This window comes from Roseibium aggregatum, assembly GCF_014692675.1.
GTDB lineage: Bacteria > Pseudomonadota > Alphaproteobacteria > Rhizobiales > Stappiaceae > Roseibium > Roseibium aggregatum_C.
Genome location: NZ_JABFCZ010000015.1, coordinates 82,692 through 101,990 on the forward strand (window position 1 = coordinate 82,692; position 19,299 = coordinate 101,990).

The following is a 19,299-nucleotide window of genomic DNA, read 5'->3' on the forward strand; positions in this document are numbered from 1 at the left end:
CCTTTTTCGCGGGCCCGCGCTAAACTGCCTCAAAAAACAGAGGGGGGAGACGTCATGCATGCGGTGGGCAGGCGCGTAGCCTGCATCGTTTTCCTGTTTCTTTTCGGATTTGCGCTTCCGGCCTGCGCAAAGCCGCTGACCTTCGGCGTGCTCGCGCATCGCGGCGAAAACAATGCCCGCTCCCGCTGGCAGGCGACGGCTACGTACCTGATCGAACAGCTCCGGCAAGAGGTGCGCCTTGTCCCGCTGACCTTGGAAGGCATGCAGGCGGCCCTTGCCGCCGGCAGACTTGATTTCCTGCTGACAAATCCCGGTCATTATGTCGCCACGGCCGCCGAATTCCCGCTGTCTCCCCTGGCAACACTGCAGCGCAACCGGTCAGAGGGGGAGGACCGGCCGAACAAATTCGGCTCGGTCATTTTCACCCGCGCCGACCGTGACGACATCCATGCGCTTGGAGATCTGAAGGGCAAAACCTTCGGAGCCGTCGCACCGGATGCATTCGGGGGCTACCAGATCGCCGCCGACACCCTGATGTACAACGGTCTGAATCCCGAACAGGATTTTCAGGCGATCAATTTCCTCGGCTTTCCGCAGGACAAGATCGTCCGGGCCGTGGTCGATGGCGACGTCGATTTCGGCACGGTCCGCACCGGTATCATCGAGGCCATGGTGGCCGAGGACCGGCTTCGGATGAACCAGATCAAGGTCTTGAACCCGCACATCATCGATGGCTTCGATTACCAGCTTTCCACCGACCTTTTTCCCGAATGGACCTTCGCGGCGACCACACAGGTTTCCCCCGAACTGAAACGGAAAGCGGCAATCGCCCTTTTGTCCATGTCGCCGGGCGACCCGGCCGCTCTTGCCGGAAACTACGGCGGCTGGAACACGCCGATGAACGACAAGGATGTCCGTTCCGTTCTCGATACGATCGCAGGACATGCCGCACCGCAGATGCAGCAGCCCTCCGCGAACCTGACTGTCTGGCTGACGCTTGCCGCGCTGACCGGTTTCATCGCCTTTCTGCTTGGGCGCATCAGGCGCCCCCGGCTGGCCCATGCTCCTCGGGGACCGGCGATGGCAGGCGAGGATACAAGGCTGGCCGCCCTGACCCGCCGCGAACACCAGGTGCTCGATCTCATTGTCCGCGGCCGGACAAACAAGGAAATGGCGCGCCAGCTCGGCATCTCTCCCAAGACGGTGGAATTCCATCGCGGGCATGTCATGAAAAAACTCAAGGCGGACACGGTTGCCGACCTTGTCCGGATCGCCCTCGAATGCGGCCAGGGCCTGCCTCACAAGCAAACCTAGGGAGAGTCCTAGGGAATAATCGGCACCGCACCAGCTATCGGCGCTGAGGGCCTCCAGACTAGCCTTCTGGCAGCGGGCACAAGATCCGCGAAAAAACATCACCCAGGAGGAAACCAATGAGGACAGCATTCAACGCGCTGGCCGTGACGGCCCTTGCCGCCTTGTTGCCGCTTGCAGCCCATTCGGCCGAAGACGCCGGCCAGTCTCACGATTACCGCACCTTCCAGTCAAACGGCACGATCGAATACGGCAAGATCGGCGATTCCTACACCGCCGACCTGGTCATGTATCTGGCCGGCAACCAGTTCATGGTCATGGAAGAGCTGATCAAGGACTTACAGTCCAGGAACAGCGGCATTTCCAGCATCTATGTCGAAACCATCCCGCCGGGTCAGATCCTGAAAGGCCAGATCCTCAAGCAGGGGGAGATCGACGGCCAGAAAACCGCCCAGAACCCGGACCTTTATGCCAGCGTGAACCTCGGCCACCTGAAGCAATTGAAGAAAAAGGGCCTGATGGACGACTACATGGTCTACATCCACAACAAGCTGGAACTGATGGTCGCCAAAGGCAACCCGAAGGGGATCAAGGGCCCGGAGGATCTGGCCCGTGACGATCTCGTCAAATCCCTGCCGAATCCGCTGACCGAAGGCATTTTCAAGTTCTACGGGTCGGCAATGCTCAAGGAGCTCGGCATTTACGAAAAGGTGACAGCCAACGCGGAATGCAAGAGCTGCTGGGCGATCGAAGGCAAGACCTGGTTCACATCGCGCCACCACCGCGAAACCCCCTACCTCATCGAAAAGGGTGAAGCGGATGTCGGCATCGTCTGGACGTCGGAGATCCTGCATGCGATCGCGACCGACCGCGCGATCGAAGGCGTCGCCATTTCCGCGCCCCTGAACATGGCCCAGAAGGTGAACTATGCCATCGGCCCGCTGAAAACCGGCCGCAACCAGGAAAACGCTGCGAAATTCCTGGACTATCTGCAGACCTCGGAAGCCCAGGACATCTACGCCAAGTACGGCTTCGTTCCAGCAAGCGAGGAAGAACTCTCGCTCCGGCCGATCCCGGAAAGCTGATCCGTTGCAAAAAGGCCCGGCGGCCAAGGACCGCAGGGCCATGCAAAACGCCTCATCATCCACGATCTGAAGCATACCGCCGGTTTTCGAACCGGCGGTATTATTTGAAAAAACCTTTGAAGCCGGTCGTGCCGGCACGCCCGGCAGTGGCCGTTTCTCCGTCCCAAGTGTATTGATGTTTGGCGCAACCGCATCATACTCCCGTTCCGCAGAGGGGGGCTCGCACACAAGGGAGAACCTCCATGATCGAGGAAATACCGGGACGCCCTGAAGGAACCCTGGAATTCAAGCTGACCGGCAAGATAACAGGCCGCGACTACGACCACATCCTGACACCGGCCATCGACAAGGCCTTGCAGGATCACGACCGCATTCGAATTCTCATGCAGATCGGACCGGACTTCGAAGGCTATTCGCTGGACGCGGCCTGGGACGATACGCGGCTGGGCCTGCGCCACTGGTCCGGCTTCGACCGGGTTGCGGTCGTCAGTGATGTCGGCTGGGTGAAAACCGCCATCCGAGTCGTCGGGTTTGCCATGCCCTGTCCGATCAGGACCTTCGACCTATCGGAACACGATGACGCCCGCCGCTGGCTTGCCGAATCCCTCGGCTCCATTCACGTCGCCAAACGCGACGGAGACCGGGTGGAGGTCAGGCTGCAGGGCAAGCTTGAAACCAGCGCCTACGAGAATATCGGCGGCGACCTGGATGCGATCATTGCCGATGTCGGCCGGATCAAGCTGCTGCTGGACCTGCGCGACTTCGACGGCTGGCAGGGCCTTGGCGCCCTCGGCACCCATCTTTCCCTGGTCCGTGAACACCGCCGGGCGCCGAAGAAGGTCGCCGTCGTCGGCGATGCTTTCTTCCTCCCCCTCGCCCGCCGGGTCTTTTCCGTCTTTTCGGATGCCGAGGTGAAATACTTCGAAGGCAAGGACTTTGCCGAAGCTGAAGAATGGATCGCCGATTAGGCCCGCGCCTTTTTCGCCAGGTCCACCAGCACCCCGCGCAGCTGATCCGGCGCCTGCATCGGTTCATCGAACCAGAGGCGCCGGACCTCGTCGCCGGCGACAAGGTCCATTCCTTCCGGATCGAGGGTGGCAAGCCGCCAGTTCGCAGGGTCAGCGCCGCACAGCACCTCCGCGTAGAGCTTCACAGCGTCGCTGTGGTCTTCGTTCATGTGGGCGACCGCTCCGGCCTCCATATCCGCAAACTGCTGCCAGTCACCCTGCAGCGCCAGATCCTCGCACTGGAGTTCATAGGCCTTGCCAAACCCGCCGTTCAGGCTGGCGCGCGCCATTTCCAGACGGAAGAAGGCGAAGTCGCCGAAATCGACATAGAGTTCCGCCTTCGGCTGGCGCGCCAGATAGCGCCGCCGCAGCCGGGCATGGTCGTCGCTGCCGCGCTCGATACGGCGGGCTTCGGTAAACAGGGTGATGCGGGCATGGGCGAGTGGATCCCCCTTGCCCGGTTCGCCAACAAGCAGCGATGACCGCGGATCCGCCAGAATGGCGGCCGTATGGCCGGAAAGCGTGGACGTGAGGATCACCGGCGTACCGTCGATATCGGTGGCCAGCGCGACCCGGCTTGCAAGCGGATGGCCGGTCCCGGGCTCGATCGCGGCAAGCGCGCCGAAGCGCGCGGTCCGGATCAGGTCCCCTGCCAGGCGTCGCGCGGCGTCGTCCGTTTCCCTTAAAACGTCCTTCTTCTTTTCCGGTTCCTGGTTCGGGGCCGTCATGGCATCTCCTTGAATGCGTCCAGGTGGGTCCTCTCCCCCGCCGGGCCGGACCATAGCACTCCGCCGAAATGAGTGAAGGCATTTTCCGCAGCCGGAAGCGGCTTCAGAAACCTGAACGGCAGATGAACGCGGACCTCAGGATCGGTTCAGTGCCGTTCAGGCAAAGTCGTCTCATCAAATCACGGCGACCCGACACGAACCCCCGACACAAACCTCGGAGCCGCCCCAAGGAGCCAAGACGATGACCACGATCTCCAAACGCGTTCTCGCAATCGCCCTCACCGGCGCCCTGCTTGTGCCGGCCATGACCACCGCCGAAGCCGGTCCTCGCGGCGGCTGGGACAATCACCGCGGCGGCTGGAACCACCATGAGCCCCGGCGGCACCATGACGGTCGCAGAAAGAAGAACAATGATGTCGGTGCAGCCGTTGCCGCAGGCATCATCGGCCTTGCCGCCGGCGCCATCCTGCTGGGCGCGACCAGCCAGCCGCGCTATGCGGAACCGGCACCGAACTACTATCCGCCGGCACCTTATCCGGGCCGCGTTTCCGGCTACGGCTACCAGCCCTGGAGCCCGGCCTGGTACGATTACTGCTCCAGCAAGTACCGCACGTTCAATCCGTCGACCGGCACCTATACGACCTACCGGGGCGAACAGAAGTTCTGCCAGTAACCGGGCCTGTGCCGCCATGGCATGAAATCCCCTCCGGCAACAGGACAGCCGAACTGCCCACCTGCCACCAGGGTCCTGCCCTGGACATTGCCCGACGGCAGCAAGGGACCGCTCTCCCCGGCGGTCCCTTCGCCCGTTCAGGTTCCTTCGCCGGTTTACTGGCAGATGCGATAGGTGCAGGTCTTGCCGTGGCAACCGATGTCCACGTGGATATGGCTTTGATGATAGGCATCCGCGCCCGGCCCGAGCACGGTGGTGAAGCGCTTGCAGGCCGCATCATGCGCTGCACGCAGGAATTTTCTGCTCGCCTCCTTGTCCGGCTCCTCACCGGACCAGTCGTTCTCCACGGTAACGATCTCGCCCGACATGAACTCGAAGCCGAGCACGTCCAGCGCATTGCCCAGTGCATGTTCCGACAGCTTGCCGTCCTTCAGGTTGTTTCTGCGGCGGCACTGGTAACCCGGACCGACATGAACCGCCTTCAACCGCTCCCCGGTTGTTTCCAGGGCGATCCCGGCCAGATCCTCTTCCAGCCATTTTGAAAGTGCCCCGGCAAAACGGCAGCTGACTGTCGGCTCGGGAACGAACCCCACGTCCGCTTTCCCGTTCACCCCGGCCAGACGGACGGCGGATGAGAATCCGCAACCGTCTTCCCCGACCACGGCCGGCAGATCGACAGTGTCGCCGAATTTCAGGGTACACGGGACCGGCGCGGCCGCAGGCGTCTCTTCCGCCGCTTCGGCTTCAGGAGACTGCCCCTCCGGCACGACGGAGCGATCCGGTTTCGTCAACGGCACGGGAGCGACTGAACTTTCCGGTTCAGGCCGTTTGTCCGGCACCGGTGCCGCCGACGGCACGACGAAGCCGTAGCCGGGAACCGGCAGGCCAAGTATTGCGGCAGCCAGGAAAATTACGGCACACCGGCGCTGTCCTCGGCCCATGGCGTTCATCCGTCCCCTTCCCTTCAAACCCGTCCTGCGCTACCGATAGCAAACACAGCAAAATACGTCGATTTGGCGACCCATAGCCAGATCAGATCAAGAGACGGCCATGACACTGGAACTCTATTCGGCATATGTGGTTGCAACACTGATCCTGCTTGCGATCCCCGGCCCGACCATCATGCTGGTCATCAGCTACGCCCTGGCACAGGGACGCCGGTCGGCGACCGCCAGTGTGCTCGGCGTGGCTTTGGGTGACGCGACCGCCGCGACGGCCTCGCTTCTGGGCCTCGGCGCGCTCCTGGCGGCATCCGCCAGCCTGTTTGCGGTCCTCAAATGGGTCGGTGCGGCTTATCTGTTCTGGATCGGACTGAAAATGTGGCGCGCCCGCGCCCATGGCCTCGATACGGTCACTGTGGCCCGGGTCCCGCCGCTCAAGGTGTTCCGGCACGCCTATATCGTTACGGCTCTCAATCCGAAGGGCATCGTCTTCTTCATGGCCTTTCTGCCGCATTTCGTCGTGGCGGACGCGCCGATCGCCCCGCAGCTGTTCCTGCTGGGGGCCACGTTCGTCGTACTCGGGATAGCCAATGCCGCCGTTTACGCCCTGGCGGCAGCCGCCATCGGCGAACGGATGCGCAGCCCGTCGCTGGTCCGTCTGATCAATCGTGTCGGGGGAGGTTTCCTGATGTCCGCCGCCTTCATGACGGCAACGCTGCAACGCAGCTCCACTTGAGCCGTTTCTAGCGTTTCACCGCAAACGCAACCGTGTTCTTTGCGGAATTATCTTCCGGTTCGGCCTGCTTTTTCATGTTCTTTTCCGCGTTCTCGCGGATGGCAATGAGCGACCGGCTCGCAGCGTCATCGGTAAATTGCTTGTAGCGCTGGATGGCGTCATTGACTGCCAGACCTGACATGCCCAGGTGCCGGGCGCGCATGGTCAGGATGTTCTTGAAGGCATCTTCGGAAACACCATTCGCCTTGCAGATGATGATGAGCGGCTTGTCCGACTTGCTGTAGACCAGCTTCGAGACGGCAGCGACCGGAAGATGGCTGACCTTGGCAAGCAGGATGCCCAGTTCCGTCGCCCTGTCGGAGCGTGCGAACAGCCGCACCGCGTCGTCCAGCTTGGCCTTGCCGTTCTGGACGTCCCTGATCAGCTGATCCGACTGCTCCTTGGCTTCGGAGAGCCTCCGCGCGCGCGCGGCCACTTCCTCTGCGGCCCGTTCCGCCATCACCATGACCAGCGTGTTGTCAGCGCCGAGTTCCTTGACCCGTTCCGTCAGTTCCTCGGACAGGAACGGCACCAGCATCCGTGCCGCATCATCCGGCAGGTCGGTACGATTGATCAGCGCTTCCTGAATGGCCGGATAGGCCATCGAACGATCGACCAGCCGGAGAAATGTTTCCTCGCTGAAACTGGCGCCGGCGTTATTGGCAACCTTCGTCAGGACCTGATTGTCGCCGCGCGACACGATGACGCGGGTCACGATTTCCTCGACCTTCTGCCGCCCCGCAATCGCCTTCAGGTGATCCTGAGAGCCGGTCGAGGCGATCTCCGCAAGGTCTTCCGCCTGCAGGACCGGAGACTCCTCCAGCACCGGCTGGGCCACATCGATCTGGTCCTTGGCCAGCTTGACCATGAGGTCGTGGGGAGCGGATGCATGGGAACTGACCCGCTTTGCGAGCGCCCGGCGGGCCTCGTCTTCAAGCTGGCCCAGCACGCGCATCACGATATCGCCGAACATCAGGCTGACCTGCTCGGCCTGATCGGACTCCGTGGACACAAAAAGGTCTGTCAAAGCCGCAACCAGACTTTTGCGTCCACCCGTGCTACTGTCTTTTGCAAGCTGGGAAAGCTTGGTCAGCATTGATCTTCCCTGGCGCGGTTCACTCCCATCTTCGGAAGATTAGCCGGCGCGCGTTAACATTGCGCTACTATTATTGGAAAAAATTATTAACGATAATCCAACGCACTCGAGGCACTTAGATCAAAAAATCTATTGATTGGGCTTACCTCAATACAACCATTGAATGAAGAATTGTTAAAATACAATCGAGTCGAGATACTATCCGAAACGAAGTAATCCGCGCCGGTCGTCAAAGCCCGCCGCGGCGGACGGCCTCCGTACATTCAACAGGCCTGCTGCGATGCAGCATCTTTTTTCCTTCGCAACCGGCACGCTGTCCCCTACAGTCTGATCGTTCGAGAAGGTAATCGGGAGGCCAATATGATCCTGACACGCAACCTGAATATGATTGCCTTTTTTGTCGCGTTCCTGTTTCTGACGGCAATCGTGCTCGGCATCTTCTGATTGATACCCGAGCCGCATGGCAATCTGGACCTGAGAATACAAAAGGCGGAACACACTGCCTGAGGCGAAGAAATCGCCGGGCGCTTTTCCTTAAATAAGTTAACCGGTGCATGGGGCGGCTGAGCCCGGGGAATAATATTCTCCGGCAACGTGAACTGCTGCCGGTCATTCCTGAAAATCCGGCCTGAAAACCGAAGATGCGAAAGCCGGCTTCCACAGCCGGCTTTCCGCGTTGTTCAGGCAGCCTGCGCCGCTGCGCCAATGGCCGAAAGGGCCCCTTCGCGCGCATTCTCGTTGCTCATCAGCTGATCTGCAGCAATGACCGTCACATCATCGATGCCCAGAAAACCCAGCACATGGCGCAGATAGCCGGTGGCGAAATCATAGTCGGAACCGACCTTCACACCGCCGGATGCGACCACCAGATAGACCTTCTTGTTTTCCAGAAGGCCGACCGGGCCGTTTTCCGTATAACGGAACGTTTCCCGGGCACGGGCGACCAGGTCGATCCAGATCTTGAGCGATGCGGGCAGCGAGAAATTATAGACCGGGACGCCGATCACGATCGTGTCCGCACTCTTCAGTTCGTTGACGAGCGTATCGGACAGGGCAAGTTTCAGGCGCTGTTCGGCGTTTCGTTCGGCCGGGTCGGTGAAGTTCGCCCCGATCCAGGCCTCGTCGATAACCGGCAGTCCGGTCGAGACGTCGCGGGTCAGAACCCGCGCGTCCGGCGCCCCTTCCAGAAGCTTCGTGACCAGGACGTCGCTCAATTCGCGTGTCACCGAGCCGTCCTTGCGGCCGGAGGTGTCGATTTTCAGTATCGTCTGATGAGACATGATCTTCTCCATTTCAGCGGCCCGAAGGCGTTTTGTTCACTGAAAATGGAGATAAGAAGCGCTATCAGACGATACTATATTCGATATATTGAACAGTGCGTTCCCTGTTCGACGCCCTACTCGGCCGCCTCCATGCGTCGCGGATCGTAATTCAGTATGGGAGCGAGCCAGCGTTCGGCGAGGCCAAGGTCCCAGCCCTTGCGGGCGGCGTAATCGGCAACCTGGTCGCGCTCGATCTTGCCGACGCCGAAATAATGGCTTTCGGGATTGGCGAAATAGAGCCCGGACACCGAGGAGCCGGGCCTCATCGCAAAGCTTTCCGTCAACTCGATCCCGGTCGCCTTTTCCGCATCCAGCAGCGCAAACAGGGTTTCCTTTTCCGTATGGTCCGGCTGGGCCGGATAGCCCGGCGCCGGGCGGATGCCCTGGTATTTCTCCGCGATGAGATCCTCCGCCGAGAGGTTCTCATCCGCTGCGTAGCCCCACAGCTCGGTGCGGACGATCTGGTGCAGCTTTTCCGCAAAGGCTTCCGCCAGCCGATCCGCCAGGGCCTGGCTCAGGATCTTGTTGTAGTCGTCACCGGCATTGGCGTAGTGCCGGGCCAGTTCCTCCTCGCCGTGGCCGGCCGTGACGGCAAAGCCGCCGATATAATCGGCAATGCCGCTCTCCTCGGGCGCGACAAAATCGGCCAGCGCCAGGTTTGCACGGCCGCCGGCGGTGCGCGCCATCTGCTGGCGCAGGCTGTGCAGGATCGCACGGTCCGCGCTGCGGCTTTCATCCCCGTAGACCACGATATCATCGCCTCGTGCGGCCGCAGGCCACAGTCCCGCGACCCCGCGTGCGGTCAGCAGCTTCTTCTCCACGATCTCGTCGAGCATCCGCCGGGCGTCGTCATATAGCGCCTTGGCAGCCGGACCGTAGCGGTTGTCGGTCAGAACCTGCGGATACTGCCCCTTGATCTCCCAGGTCGAAAAGAACGGCGTCCAGTCGATAACCGGAACCAGGTCCTCAAGCGGGAAGTCGTCGAAGACCTTGGTGCCGAGCATCTTCGGCCGGACGGGCTGCGCGGCGGCGAAATCGATCGCAAACCGGTTTGCGCGCGCTTCCTCGAGACTGACGCGCTGCGCCTGGGTCCGCCCGGCATGCTTTTCCGCGATATCGGTGTATTCCTCGCGGACTTCCGCATAGAGCTTCTTGCGCTGCTCCTGGTTCATCAGCCGGCTGGCGACCCCGACCGCCCGACCTGCATCGGTAACGTAGATCGCCTGGCCGCGCTCATAGTTCGGATGGATCTTCACCGCCGTATGGATCCGGCTGGTGGTTGCGCCGCCGATCATCAGCGGCACATCGAAGCCTTCGCGCTCCAGTTCCGCTGCCACATGGCACATCTCGTCGAGCGACGGCGTGATCAACCCGCTGAGACCGATGATGTCGACTTTCTCCTGCCGCGCCGTTTCCATGATCTTGGCGACCGGCACCATGACGCCCAGGTCGATCACCTCGAAATTGTTGCACTGAAGAACCACGCCGACGATGTTCTTGCCGATGTCGTGCACGTCGCCCTTCACCGTCGCCATCAGGATCTTGCCGTTGGATGACTTTCCGACCTGGCCGAGTTCTTCCTTTTCCTTCTCCATGAAGGGCATCAGATAGGCGACGGCCTTTTTCATCACACGGGCGGACTTCACCACCTGGGGCAGGAACATCTGCCCCGACCCGAAGAGATCGCCGACGACGTTCATGCCGTCCATCAGCGGCCCCTCGATCACATGCAGCGGCCGGTCGAACGCCTGACGGGCTTCTTCGGTATCCTCTTCCACATAATCGGCGATGCCGTTGACGAGCGCATGTTCCAGACGCTTGGCAACGTCCCATGTCCGCCATGTCAGATCGGCTTCCTTCTTCTGGCCGCCCTCGCCTTTCCAGCGCTCGGCCGCTTCCAGCAGCCGGTCGGTGGCGTCGGGACGGCGGTTCAGAACCACGTCCTCGCAAAGCTCGCGCAACTCCGGCTCCAGCTTGTCGTAGACGGCGAGCTGGCCGGCGTTGACGATGGCCATGTCCATGCCCTTGTGGATGGCATGGTAGAGGAACACCGAATGCATCGCCTGGCGCACCTTTTCGTTCCCGCGGAAGGAGAACGACAGGTTGGAGACCCCGCCAGACACATGGGCGTGCTCAAGGTTCTCCCGGATCCAGCCGGTCGCCTCGATGAAGTCGACGCCGTAGTTGTTATGCTCCTCGATGCCGGTGGCCACGGCAAAGATGTTCGGGTCGAAGATGATGTCTTCCGGCGGGAATCCGACCTTTTCCGTCAGGATCTTGTAGGAACGTCCGCAGATCTCGATCTTGCGCTCGAACGTGTCCGCCTGTCCCTTTTCATCGAAGGCCATGATGACGACGGCCGCGCCGTAGCGGCGCACCTTTTTGGCCTGTTCGATAAAGGCCTCTTCGCCTTCCTTCATGGAAATGGAATTGACGACGCCCTTGCCCTGGATGCACTTCAGCCCGGCCTCGATCACGGTCCATTTGGAACTGTCGACCATCACCGGAACCCGGGCAATGTCCGGCTCGGCAGCCACCAGATTGAGGAAGGTGACCATGGCCTCCTCGGAATCGAGCAGGCCCTCGTCCATGTTGACGTCGATGATCTGCGCGCCGTTTTCCACCTGATCGCGGGCGACCTCCAGGGCGGTTGCGTAATCGCCTTCCTTGATCAGCTTCCGGAACCGGGCGGACCCGGTCACGTTGGTGCGCTCGCCCACGTTGACGAAGTTGGTTTCCGGAGTCAGCACGAAGGGCTCGAGACCCGACAGGCGCATGTGACGCGGAATTTCCGGGATGGCGCGCGGCGCCTTGCCGGCAACCACATCGGCGATCGCCTTGATGTGCGCAGGCGTCGTCCCGCAGCAGCCGCCGACCACGTTGACCAGGCCGGACGCGGCGAATTCTTCCAGAAGCCCGGCCATGTGTTCCGGGCTCTCGTCATATTCGCCGAACTCGTTGGGAAGGCCCGCATTCGGATAGGCGCAGACCAGCGTGTCCGCCACGCGGGCAAGCTCCGCCAGATGGGCGCGCATTTCCTTGGCGCCCAGCGCGCAGTTCAGGCCGACGGTGACCGGATTCGCATGACGGATGGAATTCCAGAAGGCTTCCGGCGTCTGTCCGGACAGCGTGCGGCCGGAGAGATCGGTGATTGTCCCCGACACCATGACGGGCAGGGTCTTGCCCAGCTCCTCGAACACCTCGTCGATGGCGAAAAGCGCCGCCTTGGCGTTGAGCGTATCGAAGATGGTCTCAAGCAGCAGGATGTCGGCGCCGCCCTTGATCAGTCCGCGGGCCGCTTCACCATAGGCCTTGCGCAGATCGTCGAAGGTCACGGCCCGGAAACCCGGGTTGTTCACGTCAGGAGAGATCGACGCCGTCCGGTTGGTCGGGCCGAGCGCTCCGGCCACGAACCGCGGGCGGGACGGATCTTCCGCCTCCGCTTCGTTACAGGCCTGCCGGGCAAGCTGAGCACCCGTCAGATTGAGCTCGTAGGCGACTTCCTCCAGACCGTAGTCCGCCTGGGCGATGGTGGTGGAGGAGAACGTGTTGGTGGCGACGATATCCGCTCCGGCCTTCAGGTAATCGAGGTGGATCTGCCGGATCGCATGCGGATGGGTCAGGTTCAACAGGTCGTTGTTGCCCTTCAGGTCCGAAGCCCAGTCCTTGAACCGTTCGCCGCGGAACGCGGCCTCGTCGAGCTTCAGGTTCTGGATTTCGGTGCCCATGGCGCCGTCCAGCACCAGAATGCGGCTCGCCGCCGCGTTCGTCACGCGGTCAAAGGTATCGGTTTTTGTCACGTTATTGCCCTTTCGGCGCCTTTCAGGCGGCCTTTTTTTCCCGCGCTTGCGGTCCCATGCCGAGCATATGGCAGATCGCATAGGTCAGATCGGCCCGGTTCATGGTGTAGAAGTGGAAGTCGGAAATGCCCCGGTCGACCAGGTCCATCACCTGCTCATAGGCGATACCGGCTCCGACCAGCTTGCGGGTTTCCGGATCGTTGTGGAGGCCGGCAAACCGGCGCGCCAGCCAGTCGGGGATCGACGTGCCGCATTTGGCCGAGAACGTCATCGTCTGCTCGAAATTGTGGATCGGCAGGATGCCCGGGATCACCGGAATGGAGATCCCCGCCTTGGCGACCCGCTCCAGATAGTCCTCGAACATGTCGTTATCGAAGAAATACTGGGTGATGACCCGGTTCGCGCCGGCATCGACCTTGCGCTTCAGATTGTCGATTTCGCTCTGCCAGTCCGCGCTTTCCGGATGCCTTTCCGGATAGCCGGAAACCGAAATGTCGAAATCCGCGATGTTCTTGATGCCCGCCACCAGATCGGAGGCATAGGCATAGCCGTCCGCCTGGGGTTCGTAGAGCGCTCCGATGCCGTTGAGCGGATCGCCGCGAAGGGCGACGAGACTGCGCACGCCCAGGTCCCAGTAGTCCCGGATCACCTCGTCGACCTCTGCCTTCGACGCTCCGACGCAGGTCAGGTGGGCCGCCGGGCGCAGGTCGGTTTCCTTGAGGAACCGTGCGACGGTCTTGTGAGTGGTTTCCCGCGTCGTTCCGCCGGCCCCGTAGGTCACGGAGACAAAGGACGGACCCAGCGGCTGCAGCCGCTCGGCGACCGACCAGAGATTTTCGGCCATCTTGTCCGACTTGGGCGGAAAGAATTCGAAGGACGCCGTGATCGGCGAGGAGGAAGCCAGGCGCGAACGCCGCGTCAGAAATTCTTGTGTCATGGTCAGGCAACCTCTCGGGTGGGATCGGCTACGGGCAGGTCGGTCACAACGCGCCGGTCCTGCGCAAGCCAGAGTGTCACAGTCAATTTTGTGTCGTCGTTTTCTTGTGGTGTCAGGTCGGTGACCTGTTCCAGATCGAGATCCAGGGTTTCCAGCCAGCGCTCCATCTGCTCGTGGCCAAAGCCCAGACGGCGGTGCGCATGGGATTCGCGCAGGAATTCCAGTTCGTGCGGCGCGAAATCGATGATCAGCAGACGCCCGCCGGGCCGCAGCGCCCGGGCTGCTTCCGCCAGCGCACGGGCGGGATCATCGAGGAAGTGGAGCACCTGATGGATCGCGACCACGTCGAAGGATCGGGGCGGAACGTTCAGGGCATAGATGTCGCCATACCGCACCTGGGCCTTGCTCAGACCGGCGCGCGAAAGATTGGCACGTGCGACCGCAAGCATGTCATGGGAGGCGTCGATCCCAAGCGCGGAGACATAGTGGTCGGACAACAGTTCCAGCAGCCGGCCGGTGCCCGTGCCGAGATCGAGGAACGTCTGGAACGGCTTGTCGCCGAGCGCCTCCAGCATTGCCTTTTCGACGTCGGTATCCGCGGCATGCAACGAGCGCTCCTGGTCCCAGGTCAGCGCCTTGGAGGCAAAATAGGCGGCCGCTTCCTCCGCCTTGGCCTTGCGGATCGCCTTGAACCGCTCCTGGTCGCCGATCAGGATCGGGTCTTCGGCGGAGATCCGGGCCACGAGATCGCGGGCGATATCCCCCGCCGGGCCGTCCGCCAGACGGTAGTAGACCCAGCCGCCTTCGGGAAAGCGCAGGATCAGGCCGGCTTCCGCCAGCAGCTTCAGATGCCGGGAAATGCGCGGCTGGCTCTGGCGCAGGATTTCGGTAGCGTCCTTGACGGTCAGTTCGCTCTCGGCAAGCAGGGCAATCAGGCGCAGGCGTGTCGCCTCCCCGATCGCCCGCAGCGTGTTCAAGGTCGCGTCTACCGAAAGTGTCTGTTCGTCCGCCATCTCAGCCGTCAAGCCTCGTACGTTGATATAAAGATATCTTTATACGAACAACTCAGCCGAAGCAAGAGATGAATGGTCGGGCCTTGTCAGGAAAGTGAATGCATTCTGAAGACATTGCCGCGGGATCGCAGCATGTAAGACCTTCCAATTTAACGAGAAAAAGGCGCCGACTGACCGCCGGCGCCCCAACCGGGAAATGCAAAAGGGAAAGCCTACCTTATTTCGAAGGGCAACTGCACCGAAGCGCTCTGATCGCTATTGAGCTGGTCGCGCAAGGTTATCAGCAGCATATATTTGGCCTTGGGCGCACCGGTCAGGTTCACGGTCATATTCGCCATGTATTCCGTATTGAACGCATGACTGGCGAATTTGAACTCTCCGAAATCCCGTTTGCCGGCAAGAATATCCCCATCCGGCGAGAGAAGTTCGAAGTCCACGGCAATGTCCGACCGGTAGATGTCGTTTTCCTGTTTCCAGGTAAATCCGATCGGTTCCAGATAGAGAAGTATTGTCTCACCCTGGGCAAAGACCGCATCGGGCCGCGGTTCGTAGAGGCCAAAACCGGCAGCCCGTTCCTTGACGAAAAGCGCCTTGTCGATACTGAGCGGCGCAGCCTTCCAGGCCTCGATGAGTCCCTCGCGCATGAGCTGCACCGCTTCCGTGCTCTTTCCGGCATCGAGCGCGGCTTCCGCCTCGCTCGCCGTATTCACCAGATCTCCGGCAAAAGCCGGCTGAAGCAGAGAAAATCCGATAGCCGCCGCCAGAACAAACTTTCGCAACATGTCGTCACCCCCATCGAACCGCCTGCAATCGCCTGGCGGCGATCGCAGCAATTGTGTCATGCAGGAGAGTAGCGGAAGCGGAGCCCGCGGAAATTGACCAGGCTCAACAACTCCAGGTTCGACATCCGCAACGGGCCGGGCCGGGAGTGGTCAGGTCTGGTGCTCCGGATTGTCTTCCTCGTCCGCCAACATGGCCTGGGCAGCAGCACCGGCAGCCGCTGCCTTGGCCGCCTCGCTGACAGCGGGCTGATCACCCGCCGCGTTTTCATTGTCCGAGGCCACATGAACGGTAACCTGGCGATGGGCGAACTTGATCCCGTTCTCCCTGAACAGATCCTGCAGCCCGGCATAGATGACCTTGCGCAGGATGAACTGCTTGCCCGGCTTCGTCATGAACTTCACCCGGGCGACCATTGCCGAATCTTCCATCGACATGATGCCTTGCGACTTCAGCGGCTGCAGGAACATCGGTCCGTATTCCTCGTCCTCCATGAGCTGCTGGCCGAACTTCTTGATGATCTTGCGCATCTTCTCGACATCCGTGTCATAGGTGACCCGGAACGCCAGCTTCATCAACGCCCAGTCTCTTGAGAAGTTCTGCACATGCTGGATTTCGCCGAAGGGGATCGTCGTCAGTGCGCCCCGGTGATGGCGCAACTGCATGGAGCGGATGGAAATCTTCTCCACAACGCCCTTGGCGCTGCCGATATCGATGTATTCCCCTTTCCGGAAGGCATCGTCGATCAGGTAGAACGCGCCGGAAAAAATATCCCGGATGAGCGTCTGCGCCCCGAAACCGACCGCGAGACCGACGACGCCGGCGCCGGCAAAGATCGGCGCGATATTCACGCCCAGATCCGACAGGACGATCATCGCCGAGATGACGACGATCGTGATCAGCAGGAAGTTGCGGAAAATCGGCAGCAGGGTGGCGATCCGGCTTTCTCCCGCACCGCCGATCTCCGCTTCGCTGTCGTGTCCGGCGTCCGGGCTTTCCTTGGCGATCTGCAGATCGATCGCCAGCGCAACCGCGCGATAGGCCATATAGCCCAGGAAGGTCACCAGCAGGACATCGATAAACCCGCCGAAAAAACTGCCTTCCGATGACAACGATACGCCCCAGCTGTTGGCCAGCAGATCGATACCGATAAATGCCGCCAGCAGCAGAGCGCCATGATCGAGCAATTCGCGGAAGGGCAGGCGCGCGGCTTCACGATCCGTGGCCTCCGCAAAGGCCTGCGCCTCGACACTGTGCGGGTCGTCGGCGTCCCCCTCGCCCTCGGACTTTTCCATGCGCCGGATGTCTTCGGCGATTGCAGCCTGAACCTTGGCCGTATCCAGGCGCGGCAGCAGCAGCTTGTCGATCAGCAGAATGAGCAGGCCGTAGACGGCGGCGGCCGAGATCATCGACAGGATCGGCGCTCCGACGAGGCCGGATGCGGACGGAAGGTCCAGAAGCATCCGGATTGCCGTTGTGGCCCACGCAACGACAAAATAGGCGACCGCGATCAGGTGCCAGCTGCCCCCGAGCAGACGGCGCCACAAGGGGGCTTCTTCTCCCTGGCTGCCTCTGATCAGGTCTCCGATCACCCGCCGGTACGCAATGGCAATGCCGCTCAGGATCAAGGTGGACAGGAGCGACCCGGCAATCAGGGACAGGTTCTGCGCCCTGGCCGGCAGCCCGAGCAATCCCATCCAGAGGCTGAAGCCCAGGAACAGACCGACAGCCGCCGCACCGATCACAAGGCTCAGATAAAGGCCCCACGCCTGTCCGTTGGACATCTTGAGCAGCCGGAGTCGCGGCGAATCCGGCGCCAGGATCGTACGGATGATGATGCGCACGAAAAGCACCAGGGCCATGACGCCCAGGAGCACGAGCGAGGTGCGGCCGGAGATTTCCACCCCGCGGTGCAACAGCAGAACGACGGCGCCTGCGACCAGAATGAAGGCCACGAGCCCGAACACCATCAGGATCGCACGAAGATAAAGGTAGGAAATCTTCTCCGCCCGGTGAACGACCTCCTCGTCATAGAACCGGGCAAACTGCTTCCGGCCCCAGCGGTCCACCAGGTGAAGCGCGCCCAGTCCGAGCAGCCCGGCGATGATGGCATTCATGAGCGCCGTCCAGACCCATCCCGCACCTGCGGACGGATTGTGGGAATTGATGGCGGACACAAAGGCTGCGGGGAAGCCGGGGGCGGCCTCCAGGACGGAGTTGAAAACGGTTTGCGCCCGGGAAATCCGGTCAAGGTATCCTTCGACCATCGGCATCGTCCCGTTCGACGCCGCCCCGGCCTTCCCGCTATCGGATGCGGCAGGCGCCGCGGCTTCGGATGGTGCCTTGGCCGGCGCCTTTTCGCTCTCCTGGCTGAGGATCTGCTTAAGGACCGCAGCTTGCGCATTGGCCGGCGTTGTCAGGCTGACCTGCCCTAAGGACACGAACACACCCGCCGCAATGACAAGGATTGCTAAGGCAAATCCCAGAACCGCTCGCGGCTGCGACAAGGTCCGGAAATTGAAAAACTTATTCATTCGGCAGCCTCCCGCCCCATGGCCGAAATGCAAATTACCCCAAGTCAGCATAGCCGGTCCAATACCAACGAATGGTTTAACGTGCATGACGGATGGAGCCCCCCTGCCCCGAAGAAGCGCGGCTCAAAAACAAAAACAGCCTGACCGGAGGGTCAGGCTGCCAGTTTGCGGGGATATACAATCGGCTGATCAGTGCAGGACGGTATGGTTCCAGTGGGCCATCTTGCGCTTGGCATCGCCAACGGTCATGCGTTCGAACGTTTTCATCGCCCGGCTCCGGTCGTCCAGCGACAGGCGATGGCGCCAGGGGCCGATCGACAGCAGGGCTCCGACCGTGATCGCCGACAGGCCGCTCGCCTTGGCGGTGATCAGGAACGGCTCCGGATCGGAACGCACCATCCAGTGGCTGACCTCTTCCACGCCGCAGCGGACCAGCCAGGCGAACGCGGCGACCGCTTCCGGGAACCGGTCCTCGGAAGCGAAGCGCCGGAGCGTCGCCTCGGAGACCATGCCGCGCTTGGCCAGCAGCAGAACCCGGCTGCGGGCGGTTTCGAAATCGTAGCGGCCGAGCCAGTACTGGTTGGACATACGCTGCGCGGCAATCTCGGTTGCCTCGTCAAGGCGCTCGGCGGTCGTGGTCTGACCGCGGGCATTCAGGCGGCGGCGAACTTCCTCGCCGGCAACGGCGGCCAGCGACCGTATGTGCGATTCAGCCAGGTCTCCCCGCTCGCTCAGAGAGGACTGCAGCGTTGCGTCGGAAGCGGAATCGCCGATCAGGGTCATCATCGCGGCATCGGAAAGAACCGCGCCTTCGTTGCTGGCGATCTTGCGCTTCACACGTAGGTCGCCGCGGCGAACCAGTACTTCGGTCACTTCTTCCGACAGGACATCGCGATGGGCGATCGCCAGGCGATGGCTGTTGCCGCTGGTGTCGGCGATCCGCACGAGGTCGGCGTCGCGCAGCACGGTGGATTTCTTGAGGAGCGGTTCCGCGACCTCGATCTGATCGTCGGCGAGCCTGCGGATCGTTTCCTCCGGCCCCCGGCGCAGACCCGCCATCTGTTCGGCGACAAACCTGCGCACTTCCGTCTCGACCATATCGACCAGCCGGATCAGGACTGAGTCATATATATCGACCTGTTCATCGGAACAGCGGTCGGAAGTCAGCGCGAACAAGGTGGCCACATGACGTGCCAGCTCCGCTCGGCGGGCGCTGCCAGCTTCACCGGAAAGCTCCGAAAAGTTCACCAGCTCGGTTTTCAACGCATCAGACATGGTTCGTTACCCGATTGAAGAC

At 61.7% G+C, this 19,299-nt stretch carries 15 protein-coding genes; 5 read left to right on the plus strand and 10 right to left on the minus strand.

Going from position 1 to position 19,299, the window contains the following annotated elements; all coding sequences use genetic code 11:
* Positions 1-63 precede the first annotated feature (63 nt).
* The 3 genes from HK439_RS27255 to HK439_RS14515 all read left to right on the plus strand — a co-directional run bounded on the left by HK439_RS27255 (position 64) and on the right by HK439_RS14515 (position 3,364).
* Complete coding sequence (locus tag HK439_RS27255) at positions 64-1,314, plus strand: PhnD/SsuA/transferrin family substrate-binding protein (RefSeq protein WP_190292233.1); 1,251 nt, start codon at positions 64-66, stop codon at positions 1,312-1,314.
* Positions 1,315-1,430: 116 nt separating this feature from the next.
* On the plus strand, positions 1,431-2,396 hold the full coding sequence (locus tag HK439_RS14510; RefSeq protein WP_190292234.1) for a molybdate ABC transporter substrate-binding protein: 966 nt from the start codon (positions 1,431-1,433) through the stop codon (positions 2,394-2,396).
* Between the two features lie 242 nt (positions 2,397-2,638).
* The gene (locus HK439_RS14515; protein ID WP_190292235.1) at positions 2,639-3,364 is read left to right on the plus strand and encodes an STAS/SEC14 domain-containing protein; all 726 of its coding nucleotides are present in this window, start codon (positions 2,639-2,641) and stop codon (positions 3,362-3,364) included.
* Here HK439_RS14515 and HK439_RS14520 read toward each other — a convergent pair.
* The gene (locus HK439_RS14520; RefSeq protein WP_190292236.1) at positions 3,361-4,131 is read right to left on the minus strand and encodes a HugZ family protein; all 771 of its coding nucleotides are present in this window, start codon (positions 4,129-4,131) and stop codon (positions 3,361-3,363) included. The two genes, HK439_RS14515 and HK439_RS14520, sit on opposite strands and share 4 nt — an antisense overlap.
* 241 nt (positions 4,132-4,372) lie before the next feature.
* On the opposite strand from HK439_RS14520, the gene HK439_RS14525 reads away from it, so the two are divergent.
* The gene (locus HK439_RS14525; RefSeq protein ID WP_190292237.1) at positions 4,373-4,804 is read left to right on the plus strand and encodes a BA14K family protein; all 432 of its coding nucleotides are present in this window, start codon (positions 4,373-4,375) and stop codon (positions 4,802-4,804) included.
* A 155-nt stretch (positions 4,805-4,959) separates the two neighbouring features.
* Here HK439_RS14525 and HK439_RS14530 read toward each other — a convergent pair whose 3' ends face one another.
* Positions 4,960-5,745 carry an extensin family protein gene (locus tag HK439_RS14530; protein ID WP_190292238.1) on the minus strand — a complete coding sequence of 262 codons (786 nt, stop codon included), beginning with the start codon at positions 5,743-5,745 and terminating at the stop codon, positions 4,960-4,962.
* A 109-nt stretch (positions 5,746-5,854) separates the two neighbouring features.
* On the opposite strand from HK439_RS14530, the gene HK439_RS14535 reads away from it, so the two are divergent.
* Positions 5,855-6,481 (plus strand): LysE family translocator, encoded by a 627-nt coding sequence (locus tag HK439_RS14535; protein WP_190292239.1) that lies wholly within the window; start codon positions 5,855-5,857, stop codon positions 6,479-6,481.
* 7 nt (positions 6,482-6,488) lie between these two features.
* Here HK439_RS14535 and HK439_RS14540 read toward each other — a convergent pair whose 3' ends face one another.
* From HK439_RS14540 to HK439_RS14575, 8 genes are all read right to left on the minus strand, one after another.
* Positions 6,489-7,532 (minus strand): DUF2336 domain-containing protein, encoded by a 1,044-nt coding sequence (locus HK439_RS14540; RefSeq protein ID WP_209011818.1) that lies wholly within the window; start codon positions 7,530-7,532, stop codon positions 6,489-6,491.
* A gap of 764 nt (positions 7,533-8,296) precedes the next feature.
* Positions 8,297-8,896 (minus strand): FMN-dependent NADH-azoreductase, encoded by a 600-nt coding sequence (locus HK439_RS14545; protein ID WP_190292241.1) that lies wholly within the window; start codon positions 8,894-8,896, stop codon positions 8,297-8,299.
* 116 nt (positions 8,897-9,012) lie between these two features.
* The gene (gene metH / locus HK439_RS14550) at positions 9,013-12,738 is read right to left on the minus strand and encodes a methionine synthase (RefSeq protein WP_328804168.1); all 3,726 of its coding nucleotides are present in this window, start codon (positions 12,736-12,738) and stop codon (positions 9,013-9,015) included.
* 22 nt (positions 12,739-12,760) lie between these two features.
* On the minus strand, positions 12,761-13,675 hold the full coding sequence (gene metF / locus HK439_RS14555) for a methylenetetrahydrofolate reductase [NAD(P)H] (protein WP_190292243.1): 915 nt from the start codon (positions 13,673-13,675) through the stop codon (positions 12,761-12,763).
* 2 nt (positions 13,676-13,677) lie between these two features.
* Positions 13,678-14,688 carry an ArsR/SmtB family transcription factor gene (locus HK439_RS14560; RefSeq protein WP_190292244.1) on the minus strand — a complete coding sequence of 337 codons (1,011 nt, stop codon included), beginning with the start codon at positions 14,686-14,688 and terminating at the stop codon, positions 13,678-13,680.
* A gap of 212 nt (positions 14,689-14,900) precedes the next feature.
* Positions 14,901-15,470 carry a hypothetical protein gene (locus HK439_RS14565; protein ID WP_190292245.1) on the minus strand — a complete coding sequence of 190 codons (570 nt, stop codon included), beginning with the start codon at positions 15,468-15,470 and terminating at the stop codon, positions 14,901-14,903.
* A 150-nt stretch (positions 15,471-15,620) separates the two neighbouring features.
* Positions 15,621-18,002, minus strand: a complete 2,382-nt coding sequence (locus tag HK439_RS14570) for a mechanosensitive ion channel family protein (protein ID WP_209011819.1) — start codon at positions 18,000-18,002, stop codon at positions 15,621-15,623.
* A gap of 189 nt (positions 18,003-18,191) precedes the next feature.
* A complete protein-coding gene (locus HK439_RS14575) occupies positions 18,192-19,277 on the minus strand; it encodes a DUF2336 domain-containing protein (protein WP_190292246.1) in 1,086 nt (361 codons plus the stop codon).
* Positions 19,278-19,299: the final 22 nt, after the last annotated feature.